This window comes from Geomonas diazotrophica (genome assembly GCF_018919385.1).
GTDB lineage: Bacteria > Desulfobacterota > Desulfuromonadia > Geobacterales > Geobacteraceae > Geomonas > Geomonas diazotrophica.
Genome location: NZ_JAHLMF010000025.1, coordinates 1 through 15,707, shown reverse-complemented (window position 1 = coordinate 15,707; position 15,707 = coordinate 1). Strand labels below are relative to the sequence as shown.

Sequence of the window (15,707 nt, the reverse complement as noted above, 5' to 3'; positions counted from 1 at the left end):
GCGCGTCAAAACCCGAAATAGATGAAGCCGGCTTCCTGGCTGACGGTGAGGCGAAAGCAGGCCAGCAACACGGCGGCGTAGGCCGGGTATCGGAACCAGCCGGGGAAGCGTCTCGTTCCGGTGCAGACGCCATGCCCCAAAACTCCGAGAGCGACGGCGAAAGCGAGAATGAGCGTGGAGCTCTCCCCGCCGGCGCCGAGGAGCCTTGCGAGTCCACGCTCGTGCCCAAGGATGTTCCCTATCAGGTAAAAAGCGTCACGCGCCGTGGCCGCCCGGAAGAATATCCAGGCGAAACAGACAAGGTGGAAGGTCACCACGACCTGCCATGCCTGCAAGAGATAGCCGCTTCGCACGCCGAGGGCCTGGCGCAACCTCTTCCGGTACGGCGCACAAAGATGCGAACAGGCGAGGTAGGTCCCGTGCAACCCTCCCCAGATCAGGAACCCGGGGCGTGCCCCATGCCAGAGTCCGGAGACGAGGAAGGCGACCATGACGGCGGCCGCGGTGCCCCACTGCCTCCAATAGCGCCAGCGCATCTGCAGCGGCTTGAACAGGTAGTCCAGGATGAAACTGGAGAAGGAGATATGCCAGCGCCGCCAGAACTCGGCGACGGAAGTGGCAAGATAGGGGCGATTAAAGTTCTGCGTGAGGTCGATGTTGAAAAGCCTCGCGCTCCCAAGCGCCATGTCGGTGTAGCCGGAAAAATCGAAATAGATCTGGAAGGCGTAGCCGTAGGTTGCCAGCAGCAGCGGCAGTCCGGAAAAGGCGTGCACATTGCCGTAGACCGTATCGACGTACACCCCCAGGCGGTCGGCGAGGACCAGTTTCTTGAACAGCCCCCAGGTGAGCAGCAAAAGTCCGGAGCGCGCCAGGTGGTAGTCGAACCGGTACGGGCGTTTCAACTGCGGCAGCAGATCGGCGCCCCTTTCGATCGGCCCCTGCATGAGTTTGGGAAAGAAGGCGAGATAGAGGGCAAAGTAGCCCAAGTGCCGCTCGGGTTCCTGCAGCTCGAGGTAGACGTCGGCAAGGTAGGAAATGCATTGGAACAGGTAATAGGAAACACCGACGAGGACCAGCGGAGGCGGCGGGGCCGGGAAAAGGTTGGCGAACGTGGGCGGCAGCAAGGCTGCAGCCTCCAGCAGGGGGGGAAGGTACTTGAACAGCGCGAGGATCAGCACGTTGAACGATACGGCTGTCCAGAACAGGGCCTTGCGCGCACCCGGAGTTGCGGCTTTGCCCACTCCGATGCCGAAGGCATAGTTGGCCGCCGCGGCGAAAGCCAACAGCAGCGGCAGGTACAACGCCCCCAGCGAGGCGTAGAAGACGAAGCTGGCCACCAGCAGGAGGGACCAGCGCTCCTGGTGCCGGCAGCAGCGAAAGAGCAGGTAGACAAGCGGCAAAAAGAGCAGGTATTGCGTGGAATAAAGCGGCATCAGGGACCGCCCGGCTCGGTGCTGCAAAGAGAGAGGCTGGGCGGGACGCCCGGAGCATTAACGCCACTCACGGCTCACTGTCCCTGAGCATCTGCATGAGCGTCCTTGTCACCTCTGCGGGGTCGGCGTCGACGCAGGGGGTCTCGTGGGTGCAGGGAGGGATGGTACCCCACTTGGCGCAAGGGGCGCAGGAAAGGGACGAGGCGAAGACGCGGTGGCCATCCCCCTTGGGCGCCCATTTCCGGGGATCGCTCGGGCCGAACAGCGACAGGGTCGGTGTGCCGAGGCCGGCCGCGATGTGCAAAAGCCCCGAGTCGCCGGTGACCAGGACCCTGGCGGCAGCGATCACCGCCGCGCTTTCGGCAAGACTCCCCTCCCCGGCCAGATTCAAGGCACCGGTGGCCCGGGCGATGGCATAGCCGACGTCGCTTTCCTCTTTCCCGCCGACCACGACCGCCGCGTACCCGGCGAGCACGGCGGACGCAGCGACCTGGCGGAACCTTGCGCCGCCCCACTCTTTGCGCGGCACGCTCGCACCCGGGAAAATGGCCACGAAGGGGCGGTCTCCAAGGCGCGCCAGGAGGGATGCGGCACGCTCACGCGCGGCAGGCGGCACGCTCAGAAAAGGAACCGGAAGCTCGGCCGGCGCTTCGATTCCCAGGGGGGCCAGCAGCCTGAAGAATGAAAAGGGCTCGTACTCCTGCAGATCGTAGGGAACCGGGTCGGTGAAGAGACGCTTACGCTCGTTGGTGGCAAAACCGATGGAGCGGCGGGTACGGATCAGGCGGGCTACCAGCGCGGAAAGCCGATACCACTGTTCCGTGTCGATGACGAGGTCGTAGCGGAGCCCAAGGACGGCGCGCAGTTGGCCCGGCTCGTCGTAGCGGTGCACGGCGTGGAGCCCGGGGCAGAACTCGAAGACGGCGGCGTTTCTGTTCTCGGCGAGGATCTCGATGCGGCAGGAAGGATAGGCCGCCTGGAGGGCGCGCAGCGCCGGGATGAGCAGGACGGCGTCGCCGATGCCGCCGGGGCGGATGACGAGGATGCTTTGGGGAACAAAGGCGGCGGCGCGCCGCCGCCTCGGGATGAGGCGTGCCAGCAGAGGGCCGGCGAGGGCGTCGATGCGTTTCAAAAGTGTGGCCTGCAAAGGTGGCTCCGTTGGGAGGAATTGCGGCGCCAGCGGCGTCGGAGGGCCATATCATTGCAAAAAAAGATGGTCTTGGCAATGAAAGGGTGAAGCCCCCTCCCGATCTCCCCCTCCGGGGGAGGAGAATGGACGGAGAGATGGACGGAGGCGTCCCCTCCCGGAGAGGGAGGGGCTGGGGAGGGGAAGTCCTGCTAGCGCCCGGGGAGCTCCAGCTCCTTCATCTTCCGATACAAGGTATTGCGCGCGATGCCAAGGGCCTTGGCGGCTTCGGTGATGTTGCCGTCGTACTGGGTCAAGGCCTCCTTGATGGTCTCGGCCTCGGAGTCTTTCAAGGCGTGCAGCGGCGGTACGATCTTCTTTCTCCGCATCACCGCCAGCAGGTTGGACTGGGCCTGGCGCAGGGAGGAGAGCATCCCGGTCAACTCCTCGGCCCCCAACCGCTCAAGACATTCGCAGCTGCGACACTGCTCGACCAGATCGGTCCCGGCCAGGTTCGAACCGGGTTCGACGGAACGCGGGGCCGGTTGCGCGGCGGAACGAGACGGGGCCGAAGGTCCGGCCAAAAAGGTGCCGCCGAGGTGCTCGGGAAGAATGGTGTCGCCGGTGCAGATCACCACCGCCCGCCGCATCACGTTGGCAAGCTCCCGGATGTTTCCCGGCCAGGAGTACCCCTGCAGCAGGCGCACCGCGACGGGGGAAAGCCTCAGGTCGCGATTCAACTGCTGCACGAAGTGCTCGGCCAAAAGAGGTATGTCCTCGTGACGCTCGGCAAGAGACGGTATCTCAAGGCGCACCACGTTCAGCCGGTAAAAGAGATCCTCACGGAAGGTCTTCTCCTTGATGGCCTGCTCCAGGTCCACGTTGGTGGCGGCGATCACCCTGACGTCGGTCTTGATGGGACGCTCCCCCCCTACCCTCATGAACTCGCCGGTTTCCAGCACGCGCAACAGCTTCACCTGGATCTGCGGGGTGGCGTCGCCGATCTCGTCCAGAAGGAGCGTGCCGTTGTTGGCCAGCTCGAAGATGCCGCGCCGGGTCTGGTTGGCGCCGGTGAAGGCCCCCTTTTCGTGGCCGAAGAGTTCGCTCTCGAGCAGGTTTTCGGGGAGGGCGCCGCAGTTGACCGGGATGAAGGGCTGGCCGGCACGGGCGGAGGCCGCATGGATGAAACGCGCCAGCACCTCCTTGCCGGTGCCGGTTTTCCCCTGGATCAGGACGGAGATGTCCTTGCCGGCGACCTTGTAGGCCAGCGACACCATCCGCTTCATCGGGGGGGAGACGCCGACCCGGAAGCCTACCCCCTGGGCCACCTCGGCCCATTCGTCGGGGGCGGCGCTGCCCCTGCCGCGCACGGCGCCGGCACCTGCTGCCCGCTCGATCATCTGCTCGATCTGGTCGATATCGTCGAAGGGCTTTTCCAGGTACTCGTAGGCACCGAGTTGCATGGCGGTGACCGCGGTCTTGACCGTCGAGTAGCCGGTCATGATGATCACCTCGCAGGACGGCTGCCTCGACTTGATGATCTCGAGGAGCGTGATGCCGTCAGTGTCGGGGAGCTTCAGGTCGACCAGCGCGACGCTGAAACGCTCCGCCTCCAGCGCGGCCAGGGCCTCGGGCTCGTTGGCCGCGGTGACCACCTGGTACCCCCTGCGGGTCAGCAGGCGGCGGAAAAAGGTGCACACGTCCCTCTCGTCGTCAATTATCAGGATTTGCATTTGAGATTCTGTCACGGCCTGCTCCCAACTATTTGTCGTTGCTTTCATCTACCGGCAGTACGAGGCTGAAGCAGCTCCCCTGCCCCAAGGTGCTCTCAACCTCGATGTCGCCGTGGTGAGACTCGGCGATGCCCAGGCTTACCGAGAGACCGAGGCCGGTCCCCTTGCTGGCCTCCTTGCTGGTGTAAAACGGCGTGAATATCTTGGAGACGTTCTCGGGCGCGATGCCGATGCCGTTGTCGGTGACGCTGAGGACAGCCCAGCGCCGGCTCCCGTCGGCCCGCAGCGAGGTGGACACCTCGATCACCTTCTCCTTGCCATCAACCTCGGTGAGCGCGTCACGCGCGTTGATGAGGAAGTTGGTCAATACCTGCTGGATCTGGGGGCCGTTGGCGTTGATCTTAGGGAGATCCCGGTCGAAGTGCTCGAAGATCGCTATCTGGCTGCGGTTGATCTGGTACTGGATCATGTCCAGCACCCGCTCCGCCTCGGCGTTCAGGTCCACCGGAGAGAAAGGGGCCTGGTCCTGGCGCGAGAAGGTGAGCAGGTTCTGGATGATGCGCTTGCAGCGCAGACCGCAGTTGATGATGTCGGAGAGTGCCTCGCCGCGCTCGGAATCCTCCTCGCCCTGCAGGTCGCGGGCGAGCATCTGCGCGGTCCCGATGATGACGGTCATGGGGCTGTTCAGCTCGTGGGCCACGCCTGCGGCCATCACCCCAAGGGCCACCATCTTGGCGGACTGCACCAGCTGCGCCTCCATCTTCAGCTTCTTGGTCACATCCTTCATGATGATGGTGACCGCGGCGAGCTGCTTTTCCTCGTTGAACACGGGGTAGTAGGACAGCTCCAGGAACTCCCCCTCCGGGGTGTGCCACTGCTGGAACACGGGCTTCCCGGTCTCCTTGATCTCCTGGATCGGGCAGTTCTGGCAGGGCTCGGTCCCTCCCCTGAGCTTGGCGAAGCACTTGTTGCTGATGGCCTGGTTGAAGGCGTCGCTCATGCCGGGTGGAAGCTGGCCGTTGTGCAAAAGCACGTTGTAATCGGTGTCGATGAGAAAGATGGGATCGGTCACCGCGCGGAAGGTCGCTTCCCACTCCTTCTTGGCGCGGGAGACCTGCTTGTACAGCCGCGCGTTCTGCATGCTGATGGCGAGCTGGTCGGCCAGGTGCTGCACGAAGTTCAACTCGGCACGGGCGTAGGCTGAGTCGATGGTGCTGCCAAGGAGCAGCAGGCCGGTCACCGAGGAACGTTCGAACAGCGGGGCCGCGACGAGGGAGCGCAGCGGCTCGGTGTGCTTCTTGGTCCCTTGTGCCAGGCAGAGAGGATCCAGCATCGGGTTGTAGCTGGTCGCCCCCTTGTCCCTGAAGGCGTTCCAGAGGATGGACTGCTTGGGGATGTAGCCGAGGTCGCTGAAGTCGCGCGGGGCCATGGCGATCAGCTTGAGCTTCCCTTCGGTCAGCTTGGCCAGCGCCAGGAAGTCGCAGGGGAGCGCCTCGGGCAGTTTACGGAAGGCGCGCTCGATGATGTCGCCGATGGACATGTCGATGTTTATGTCGCGGGTCAGCTGCTGCAGTATCTCCAGGCGGCTGTTCTGTTTCAGAACGTCCTGGTTCCTCTTCTTGAGCTCCACGTAGTAGTTGAGCTTGGAGGAGTCGACACCGGTCAGCTGTTCGAGGAGTTTGCCCCTGTTTTTCACGGCACTTCCTTTGCGGCTCCAGGCCTACATGGCGTTGCGGTAGATCTGCTCGATCTGCTCGCGGGTCGCGAAACGCGGGTTGGTGACCAGGCAAGCGTCCTTGGTGGCGTTCTCGCTCAGAAGGGGGATGAACTCCTCCTTGAGCCCGAGCTCGGACAGCCCCTTGGCGAGCCCGATGTCCTCGATCAGGCGCTGCACCGCCTGGATGGAGCGCTCGGCGGCGGCTTCAAGGTCCAAGCCGGTGACGTCTTCGCCCATGGCGACGGCGATGTCGCGGAAACGCTCCGGGCAGGCCTGCAGGTTGAAGCGCATCACGTGCGGCAGGATGGAGGCGTTGGTCTCGCCGTGGTGCTGGTCGAGCAGGCCGTCGACCTGGTGGGTCATGGCGTGGGCGGCCCCGAGAATGGCGTTGGAGAACGCAAGCCCGGCGGTGAGGCTCGCCATGGCCATGTTGGTATTGGCGTCCATGTCGCTTCTCTCGGCGACGGCCCTTCTCAGGTTTTTCGAGATGAGCTGGATCGCCTTCAAAGCGTGGATGTCGGTAAGCGGCGTGGCGGCCAGCGACACGTAGGATTCGATGCCGTGGGTGAGCGCATCGACACCGGTGGCGGCGGCGAGTTTGGCATCCTTGGTCTTGAGCAGTTCCGGATCAACTATGGCGATGTCCGGGATGAGGGAACGGGAGATGATGGACATCTTCAGCTTGCGATCGGTGTCCACGATGATGGTGAACTGGCTCACCTCGGACCCGGCTCCCGCCGTGGAGGGGACGATCACCATGGGAGGAAGCGGGGTGGAGATCTTGTTGATCCCTTCGTAATCCTTGAGGCGCCCGCCGTTGGAGGCGATGGTGGCGATGGCCTTGGCGACGTCGGTGGGGCTGCCCCCTCCGACCGAAACGATGCCGTCACACCCGGAGGCCAGATACTTGGCCGCGCCTTCGGTGACCTCGCAGTCTTTCGGATTGGTGGTGAGACTGGAGAAGATGACCGTATCGAGTCCCGCGGCACGGAGATAATCCACCGCGGTATCGACCCAGCCCGCCGAGATGACGTCGCTGTCGCTGACCAAGAAGACCTTGGAGACCCCGAGGCGCACGACACTCTCGCCGATCTGGCTCAGGGAGCCCCTGCCGAAGATGATTTCCGGTGCTACGAACTTGCTGATTTCCATATTGCTCTGTCTCCTGAACCTGGCACTTAGCCCGCGGCGCGACTGCGCCGTGACAACGTATACACAGGCAAGATCGGTACCAAAGACGACCGGATGGAGCGATGCCGCGGCAGCATTTCTAATGAGGAGAGCGGGTAATGCGTTGAATACAAAACAATGAGACGGTTTTTTACGATCTGCGAAAAAAAGGCGGATCGATTTGGAACAGTGCGTATCCGGAACGAGACGCGTTGTCACTATATCTAACAATCGTCATTTTTTGGAACAAAAAAACGCGCAATTTCGTAACAAGGTGCTCTTTCGGGCGCCGAAGCTGTTTGCGGAACCGAACCACAAAGCGACGCGGAAAAAGGTGCTTACGAGGTTTAACGGACCGGGCCGGTTAATCGGGCGCCGACGGGGGCGGGTCATTCTATTCAGTTGTAAACAGGATGAGTTTGCTCAATTGACCATGGAGAACTGACGATGGACAACGGAAAGGTACCTGAAACAAGGGGGGGCGGCGGGGAACGGAGAGCTCCGGCGGGGAGACTGCTCGCAGCAGGGGATCAGTTGCCCTACTTGGCTTTTATTTTCAGGCGCGGCTTGAACTCCCAGGGAGGCTGGGGATCATCCTGGGCCCACAGACCGTTGCGCTTGGCGCGCGCCATCCGTTCGATCCCCATGTAGTGCGGATGGTCGATCCTGCTGAGGAGCTTGCGATAGGCCCAGGCCCACCCGTCGTTGAGCATCTCTAGGTTGATATTGCGACCGTCCAGGTACACCACGGCGACGGCGACCTGGGTCGGCTCCGTTTTGAAGACGAGAGTATCGCGGATCTCTATGCGCACGACCTGATGCAACACCTTGAGCGACAAGGCGCGGAAGGCGTCCTCCGCGTAGGGCTGCCCCTGCTTGTACCAGCCGGTGAACTTGTCGATCTTGGCGGTCTGTGGAGCCGCGATGCCGTAGAGGCGGACCGGGATCTCGGTCCCGTAGGAGTTAACGGTGAGGCGGTCCCCTTCACTGACACCGACCACCAGTCCTTCGATGATGTGACCGGGGTGATGGGGATCGTTCTGGGCCTGCGCCGGCACCACCAACAGGAGCAGACACGACCAGAACATCAATAAACAGCCGGCTTTTTTCAACAACATCCCCCTTCCCACCACTATAACCGGTTGATCTACGAAACCGAGCGCCATGTTAGCAAAAGAGAGTAGGCAAAGCAATGCTCAATACCGGGCCTGCTGCGCAGGAAGCGGCGGTAGAAGTTTGATCAGCAACTGGTAGGCGAGTATTTCGAGGGAAACGATGCCGACGGCGATCATTACTTCTGCAAAAGAAGGGAAATAATGCCAGCCGTTCCCAGGGTTGAACCCGATCAGGTAGACGTTGAACCGGTACAATCCGCCGCCTGAAAGCATCACCACGGCGGCGAGAAACAAACGGCGCGGCGAGTATTTTTTGCCGACGCGGAAAAAGGGGATGGCGCCGATGCCCATGAGAAAGCACTCGGCAAGGAAGAAGATGGAATAGAAATCGCCGTGGAACACCGCGGGGACCTGGTCCCGGCGCATCACGTCGCCGATGCGGATCACCAGCCAGGCCATGGTCAGCCAGGGGATGACCCGGCCGACCGCCGCGAGCTGGGCGTTGTAGAAGCCGCGCTCCAGCACGAACGAGGACAGTATGGAGACGAAGATGACGATGGCGTAGCCGAAGTAGATGCAGTTGATCAGGAACAGCAGGGGAAGAAAGGGGCTGTGCCAGAGCGGATGCAGCTTGGTCGAGGCGATCAGCATCAGCGAGCCGAGCGCGGACTGGTGCATGGTCGGGAGGATGATGCCGGCCACCGCGGAGCAGATCAGGGCGCGGTTGATGAGGGTTCCCAGCTGCGGCGAGGCAACGGGCTTTCTCCCCTCCCCCGCCGGTTGCCAGGCGACCAGTCCCCGGCGCATGAGGGCGTTGAGCGCGATGGTGCGCAGCGAAGTGGGCGTACCGCGCCCCATCAGGGCAAGCAGGTTGGGGAGGTATTCGAGGCTCAGGGCGATCAGGTAGCCGAAGAGGCAGAGCACAAGCTCGAAGAACGCAGAATTGGGCTGCCAACTGGTGGCGGACAGAAGCCCGTGGGCGTTCCAGGGACGGCCGATCTCGACCACGATGGAAGAGGCCGCCAGGAAGGAACCGAACAGGCTGGTGAGGATGGCCGACTTGACCAGGGTGTGGTACTGGCCGCGGTTGATTATATAGCTGAGGAGGGCGACGGTGTAGCCGCCGCAAGAGACGGCGGTGCCGATGGCAACGTCATAGGCGACCCAGATCCCCCAGGGGTAACCGTCGCTTAGGTTACTGACGGCACCGATCCCCTTGGCGAAGCGGACCGCGGTGAAGAACAGGCCGACGAGGGACAGAGACAGCAATACGAAAAAAGATTTCGTGAAGATATTCCCCTTGCCACCGGGGAGGCGTGTACTGTCACTTCTCATCTCTATCCCTGTAGCCTTACGCTTATGAAGCCCGGTAAGTGTAAGGGGTCGAGGGGGCAACTGTCAACAATTCCGTATACCATGACGGGCGACCTGCCCGGCAGGACTCCGACATCGCCCGCGGACAAGCCAAGGTGGCGCTGGGCGTTGCAAAAGGACCGCAATAACGCCAGGTCCTCCCGGGGAACAGATGCCGCCTAACCGGCAGACGCAAAAAAAGCCCCGGGAGGTAACCCGGGGCCAGGGACAAGACTTGAGGTTGTGACGGTTACGCTTCTTCGAAAAGCGCCGTGGAGAGGTAGCGCTCGGCCAGGTCCGGGAGGATGACCACGATGGTCTTGCCGGCAAACTCGTCGAGGTTTGCCAGACGTACGGCGGCGGCTACGGCGGCGCCGCTGGAGATCCCCACCAGGAGCCCCTCTTCCTTGGTCAGGCGACGGGCGAACTCGAGAGCCTCGTTGCTGTCAACCTGCTCGACACGGTCGACGAGGGAAAGATCAAGGGTTTCCGGGATGAATCCGGCACCGATCCCCTGGATCTTGTGCGGGCCGGGCTTGAGCTCCTGGCCGGCCAGCTTCTGGGTGATCACGGGGCTCTCCTTCGGCTCTACGGCGACGGCGACGACGGGTTTTCCCTTGGTGTGCTTCAGATACCTGGAGATGCCGGAGATGGTACCGCCGGTTCCCACGCCGGACACGATGACGTCGACGGCGCCGTCGGTATCGGCCCAGATCTCGGGGCCGGTGGTCTTCTCGTGAATGGCCGGGTTAGCCGGGTTTTTGAACTGCTGCGGCAGGAAATAACGGGCTGGATCGGAAGCGGCGATCTCTTCCGCCTTGGCGACGGCCCCCTTCATGCCGGCGGAACCGGGGGTGAGGATCAGATTGGCGCCTAAAGCGGCCAGCACCCTGCGGCGCTCGATGCTCATGGTCTCCGGCATGGTGAGAGTCAGCTTGTAGCCGCGTGCGGCCGCCACGTAGGCGAGGGCGATGCCGGTGTTGCCGCTGGTGGGTTCGACGATTTCGACCCCGGGTTTCAACACGCCACGTTCCTCGGCGTCCCAGATCATGTTGGCGCCGATACGGCACTTGACCGAGTAGGCAGGGTTGCGCCCTTCGACCTTGGCGAGGACGGTGGCCTTGGCCCCCTTGGTCACATGGTTCAGCCGCACCAGCGGTGTGTTGCCAATGGATTGGGAGTTATCTAGGTAGATACGGGACATGGTGGTTGATCTCCTTTCGGGTGGGTTGCCTTCCTTGGCTTCGCCAACTTTAACATCTGTTGCGGCAATCTCTCGGCGTTTTCGGTAATTTTTATATTTAACCTGCAACATTGTCAACTATTTTATTTTGGTACTTGATCCACAAGATGTGTTTTGCCGCCTTTCGGGCCGCAGATGCTTATCTCATCCCCGCCCGTGTTGCCTGCTGGAGCAAGCAAACTCGATGGTATTTCCGCCCAGTCATTGTCGCACCAATCCGTCAATTAAGGCTTCAACAGTAGCAACACGCACCACAGCAACACGGTAAACAATGCGTGATAACGATGCATCGCAGCATGTTTTGCGTCCTACAGCCGAATTGAGACTCGAAGGAGATACCACGCGGCACCCACATGGGATACACGAGAAAAACGGCCAAAAGCAAACAACGGCTTTCAACTATGACAATCTCAATTTATTTCTTGACAAAATGAGTTTCAAAAACTACCCTCCCCGCAATCGGACGGCGCGACATGGGCATCGGCATGCGCCGGACATGACCTGGGTCGACAACGCGGAGGGGATGTGGCAGAGGCGGAACAGCAACTGAGATTCGATACCAAGCTCATCCATGGCGGGACCGTACCGGGTCCTTCCGGAGCCACCAAGCCCCCCATCGTGCAAGCCTCGGCTTTTGCCTACCAGACCGCAGAGGAACTGGAGGATATCTTCAAAGGGCGGGCGGTCGGCCAGGTCTACACCAGGATCGGGAATCCCACCCTGGAAGGGTTGGAGAAGCGTCTGGCGGTGATCGAGAACGGCATCGCCGCTGTGATCACCTCCTCGGGGATGTCCGCCATCACCACCGCAGTGATGGCCGTAGTGCGGTGCGACGACGAGATTCTCTCTTCGGCTTCCCTTTTCGGCGGCACCTATTCGTTGTTCCACGACACGCTGGCCAACTACGGCATCAAGACCCGCTTTTTCGACCCCACCGACCTGGGGGCGCTGGAAGCAGGGATCAGCGAGCGCACGCGCCTCATCTTCGTGGAAACAATCGGCAACCCGAAGATGGACGTCCCGGACATCGAGGCGTTTTCCGCCATCGCGAAGAAAAGCGGCATCCCGCTCATGGTCGACGCCACCGTTTCCACGCCCTACCTGGCACGCATGCGGGACCTGGGCGCCGACATCATCATCCACTCGACCAGCAAATATATAAATGGCACGGCCAACTCCATCGGCGGCGCCATCATCGACGCCGGCAGCTTCGACTGGGGCAGCGACAGGTTTCCCCACTTCGAACCGTTTCGCCGCAAGTACCGCAATTTCGCCTTCACCGCGCGGGTACGCAAGCTGATCCACAAGGATTTCGGCGCCTGTGCCGCACCGCTCAACGCGTTTTTGTCCGGCGAAGGGCTCGATACGCTCGCCCTGAGGATGGAGCGCCACTGCTCCAACGCGCTCGAACTGGCGCACTTTCTCCAGTCGCACCCGAAGGTGGCCTGGGTCAACTACCCGGGGCTGCCGGACTCGCCTTTTCACGAGGTGGCCGGCCGCCAGTTCAACGGGCGCTTCGGCGGCCTGCTCACCTTCGGTCTCGCCGACAAGCCGGCAGCCTTTCGCCTCGTCAACGCCCTCAGGCTCGCCAAGAATCTGGCCAACATCGGCGACACCAAGACACTGGTGATCCACCCGGCCAGCACCATCTGCGCCGACTATACCCCCGAGGTGAAGAGGCTCATGGGAGTGAGCGAGGAACTGGTCCGGGTCTCAGTCGGAATCGAGGATCCCGCCGACATCGTCGAGGATTTCAGTGCCGCCCTGGAACGGGTTTAAGGCTGTTTTTTACCGATCATCTATGCTACTAAACGAGGAGCGCATCTAATGAATTTGACTGTGAACGGCAAGCCTGCCACCATCGGCGAGGAAACAGCGGTTTCCATCACCCACCTGCTCGAGGCCCTTCAGGTCGAGCAGCGCGAGTACGTCACCGTGGAGTTAAACGGCGACATCATGGATCGCGGCGACTTCGAGAAGGCCACGGTCAAGGACGGCGACAGCGTCGAATTTCTCTATTTCATGGGCGGAGGTAGATAGTGAAGCTCACCGAAGAGCAGATTAACCGCTACTCGCGGCACATCCTTCTCAAGGAGGTCGGGGGCAAGGGGCAGCTGAAGCTGATAAACGGCCGGGTGCTTGTGATCGGGGCGGGCGGGCTCGGGTCCCCCATCGCTTTGTACCTTGCAGCCGCAGGGATCGGCACCATCGGCATCGCCGACGCCGACCGGGTCGACCTTTCAAACCTGCAGCGCCAGATCATCCACAGCACCCCCGATGTCGGCAAGGCCAAGGTCCTCTCGGCGAAGGAGAAGATGCTCGCCATCAACCCCGAGCTGAACGTGGTGACCTACGAGACCTGGGTGTGCGCCGAAAACATCCAATCGATGATCGCCGACTACGACTTCGTGATCGACGGCACCGACAACTTCGCGGCCAAGTTCCTGATCAACGACGCCTGCGTCCTGGGGCGCAAGCCCTACTCCCACGGAGGCATCCTGCAGTTCGACGGCCAGACCTTCACCGTATCCCCGGGCGAGTCCCCCTGCTACCGCTGCATCTTCCCGGAGCCCCCTCCCAAAGACGTGATCCCGACCTGTTCCAGGGCCGGCGTGATCGGCGTGCTTCCGGGCATCATCGGCACCCTGCAGGCCACCGAGGCGATCAAGTTTCTGCTGGGCACCGGCGACCTGCTGCACGGGCGGCTGCTCACCTACAACGCCCTGCGCATGCGTTTCCGGGAGGTACCCATCAGGAAGAGCCCGAAATGCCCGATCTGCGGCGACAACCCGACCATCACCGAACTGAAGGACGAGCTGGACGCGCTGACCGTCTGCGACTTGGGACACTGAGATGCTGAAGATCCCACGGGAGATACTGGACGCGGTGATCGCGCAGGCGCAGGTAGGGTTCCCGCTGGAGGTGTGCGGCATCCTGGGGGGGACGGCGAACCGCGTTGCGAGCCGCTACCCCATGACCAACACCGACGCGAGCAACGAGCACTTCATGATGGACCCGAAGGAGCAGTTTGCCGTGGTGAAGGCGATGCGCGCCGCCGGAGAGGAAATGCTGGTCATCTACCACTCCCACCCGGAGTCCCCTGCCCGCCCCTCCCAGGAGGATATCCGCCTCGCCCTGACCCCCAACGTGTTCCACCTGATCGTGTCGCTCGAAAACCGGGAGCAGCCGGTGGCAAAGGCCTTCCGGATCGCGGGCGGCGTGATCGAGCCGGTGGAAATCAACACCGTTTAACAGGGATAAAAGGGATAAAGGGGATAACGGCAAAAACGTCTTTGGGTTACCCCAAAAGCCTTAAAAATACTCCCCTGGTTTACCCCCTTTATCCTTTCATCCCTGTGAATAAGTACTGTTTTTTACCTTAGGAGAGAAATGTGGCTGAACAGAAGATCGATCTGAGGAACCTGAAGGCCGGCGGCTTCATCAAGGAGCGCGGCAAGGACCTGTTCACGGTACGCCTGCGCGTGCCCGGCGGCCGCATGTCGGTGGACCGCCTGTCGAAGATCGCAGAGGTGGCGCAGAAGTACGGCAAGGGCTACGTGCACCTGTCGGTGCGCCAGTCCATCGAGCTGATCAACATAAACTTCGCCGATTTCGACGCGGTGGTCGCCGAACTGGGCGAGGAACAGCAGAAGGTCGCCTCCTGCGGCGCACGCGTGCGCGTTCCTACTGCCTGCGGCGGCTGCGAGTACAACCCCAACGGCCTGGTGGACACGCAAAAATCCGCGCTGGAGGTCGACCAGAAACTGTTCGGGACCGCCACCGGCCACCACAAGTTCAAGGTCTGCTTCGCCGGCTGCCCCTTCGACTGTCCCAAGTCGGCCATAAACGACGTCGGTTTCCAGGGCGCGGTCTGGCCGAAACTCGATGCCGACGGCTGCATCAGCTGCGGCCTGTGCGCCAAGTCCTGCACCGAGGGAGCCCTGTCCATGGGCGCGGACAACAAACCGGTCTTCGACGCGGCCAGGTGCATCTACTGCGGCGACTGCATCAAGGTCTGCCCTACCGGCGCCTGGAGCGCCGAGAGGAAGGGGTACACGGTGCGCATCGGCGGCAAGTGGGGACGCAGGCCGCTGGTCGGGACCCTGTACGCGACATTCGTCCCAGAGGAGCGCGTGGTGGAGTTCATCGCCACGGTCCTTGCTTGGTACCAGGAGAAGGCGGAGGGAGCCGGGCGCGTGCGTCTGGGCGACGTCATCATCCGCGAGGGTTGGCAGTCTCTTTTGGAGCGGCTGCGCGGCTACTTCCCTGAGTACGTAGTGAAGGAAACCATCGCGCCGCAAGTCATCCAAAGCCAGCTGCCCCTTCCCGGCCAGCACGTTTGAAGCTGAACAAGAGGTGATAACATGCAAAGCATCGATCTGAGAGGTGTTACCTGCCCTACCAACTTCGTGATGGCCAAGCTCGAACTGGAGGACGTCGAGGTGGGTACCACCGTCGAGTTTTTCCTCGACGACGGGGAGCCGGTCAAGAATGTGCCCAGGAGCCTGAAGGACGAAGGGCACAAGCTGCTCGGCCTGCAGGAAAGGGAGGGCTACTACGTCCTGACGCTGGAGAAGGGCGGAGAGTAAACTCCACCTTCGCCGATGCGCCTGTGGATGATTTAACTATTCATCCCCTCGCCCTCCGGGAGAGGGTGCCCGAAGGGCGGGTGAGGGCTGGGCAACGGAGATAGTGAGCTATCTTCACTTTTGAGGACACACCATATATCCTAACGAGCCAGGAGGGTGTGTCATGAGATCGAATCGCAAGTACGATTCAGAGTTCAAGCAAGAAGCGATCAAGTTAGTCATTGATGA

The 15,707-nt window shown here is 61.9% G+C and carries 14 protein-coding genes; 6 read left to right on the top strand and 8 right to left on the bottom strand.

Annotated features, from left to right (window positions below):
- Positions 1 to 5 precede the first annotated feature (5 nt).
- From KOM00_RS19660 to cysK, 8 genes are all read right to left on the bottom strand, one after another.
- Complete coding sequence (locus tag KOM00_RS19660; RefSeq protein WP_216500718.1) at positions 6 to 1,433, bottom strand: MBOAT family O-acyltransferase; 1,428 nt, start codon at positions 1,431 to 1,433, stop codon at positions 6 to 8.
- Positions 1,434 to 1,500: 67 nt separating this feature from the next.
- Entirely contained in the window at positions 1,501 to 2,580 is a 1,080-nt protein-coding gene (locus tag KOM00_RS19655) for a glycosyltransferase family 9 protein (protein ID WP_216500717.1), read from the bottom strand.
- 191 nt (positions 2,581 to 2,771) lie between these two features.
- Positions 2,772 to 4,259 (bottom strand): sigma-54-dependent transcriptional regulator, encoded by a 1,488-nt coding sequence (locus KOM00_RS19650; protein ID WP_456264257.1) that lies wholly within the window; start codon positions 4,257 to 4,259, stop codon positions 2,772 to 2,774.
- A 61-nt stretch (positions 4,260 to 4,320) separates the two neighbouring features.
- On the bottom strand, positions 4,321 to 5,988 hold the full coding sequence (locus KOM00_RS19645; RefSeq protein WP_216500715.1) for an ATP-binding protein: 1,668 nt from the start codon (positions 5,986 to 5,988) through the stop codon (positions 4,321 to 4,323).
- Between the two features lie 24 nt (positions 5,989 to 6,012).
- On the bottom strand, positions 6,013 to 7,161 hold the full coding sequence (locus KOM00_RS19640) for an iron-containing alcohol dehydrogenase (RefSeq protein WP_216500714.1): 1,149 nt from the start codon (positions 7,159 to 7,161) through the stop codon (positions 6,013 to 6,015).
- 557 nt (positions 7,162 to 7,718) lie between these two features.
- Positions 7,719 to 8,267: a thermonuclease family protein gene (locus tag KOM00_RS19635; RefSeq protein ID WP_236027098.1), complete on the bottom strand. Its 549-nt coding sequence runs from the start codon at positions 8,265 to 8,267 to the stop codon at positions 7,719 to 7,721.
- A gap of 108 nt (positions 8,268 to 8,375) precedes the next feature.
- A complete protein-coding gene (hybB, locus tag KOM00_RS19630) occupies positions 8,376 to 9,629 on the bottom strand; it encodes a Ni/Fe-hydrogenase cytochrome b subunit (protein WP_216500712.1) in 1,254 nt (417 codons plus the stop codon).
- A gap of 268 nt (positions 9,630 to 9,897) precedes the next feature.
- A complete protein-coding gene (cysK, locus tag KOM00_RS19625; protein WP_216500711.1) occupies positions 9,898 to 10,851 on the bottom strand; it encodes a cysteine synthase A in 954 nt (317 codons plus the stop codon).
- 564 nt (positions 10,852 to 11,415) lie between these two features.
- Here cysK and KOM00_RS19620 point away from each other — a divergent pair.
- The 6 genes from KOM00_RS19620 to KOM00_RS19595 all read left to right on the top strand — a co-directional run bounded on the left by KOM00_RS19620 (position 11,416) and on the right by KOM00_RS19595 (position 15,479).
- Complete coding sequence (locus KOM00_RS19620) at positions 11,416 to 12,669, top strand: O-acetylhomoserine aminocarboxypropyltransferase/cysteine synthase family protein (protein WP_216500710.1); 1,254 nt, start codon at positions 11,416 to 11,418, stop codon at positions 12,667 to 12,669.
- Positions 12,670 to 12,717: 48 nt separating this feature from the next.
- Positions 12,718 to 12,930 (top strand): sulfur carrier protein ThiS, encoded by a 213-nt coding sequence (gene thiS / locus KOM00_RS19615; protein WP_216500709.1) that lies wholly within the window; start codon positions 12,718 to 12,720, stop codon positions 12,928 to 12,930.
- On the top strand, positions 12,930 to 13,742 hold the full coding sequence (locus KOM00_RS19610) for a HesA/MoeB/ThiF family protein (protein ID WP_216500708.1): 813 nt from the start codon (positions 12,930 to 12,932) through the stop codon (positions 13,740 to 13,742). Before thiS ends, KOM00_RS19610 begins: the two co-directional genes overlap by 1 nt.
- 1 nt (position 13,743) lies before the next feature.
- Positions 13,744 to 14,142: a M67 family metallopeptidase gene (locus KOM00_RS19605; RefSeq protein WP_216500707.1), complete on the top strand. Its 399-nt coding sequence runs from the start codon at positions 13,744 to 13,746 to the stop codon at positions 14,140 to 14,142.
- A gap of 140 nt (positions 14,143 to 14,282) precedes the next feature.
- A complete protein-coding gene (locus KOM00_RS19600) occupies positions 14,283 to 15,233 on the top strand; it encodes a 4Fe-4S dicluster domain-containing protein (RefSeq protein WP_216500706.1) in 951 nt (316 codons plus the stop codon).
- A gap of 21 nt (positions 15,234 to 15,254) precedes the next feature.
- Positions 15,255 to 15,479 carry a sulfurtransferase TusA family protein gene (locus KOM00_RS19595; RefSeq protein ID WP_216500705.1) on the top strand — a complete coding sequence of 75 codons (225 nt, stop codon included), beginning with the start codon at positions 15,255 to 15,257 and terminating at the stop codon, positions 15,477 to 15,479.
- Positions 15,480 to 15,707 lie beyond the last annotated feature (228 nt).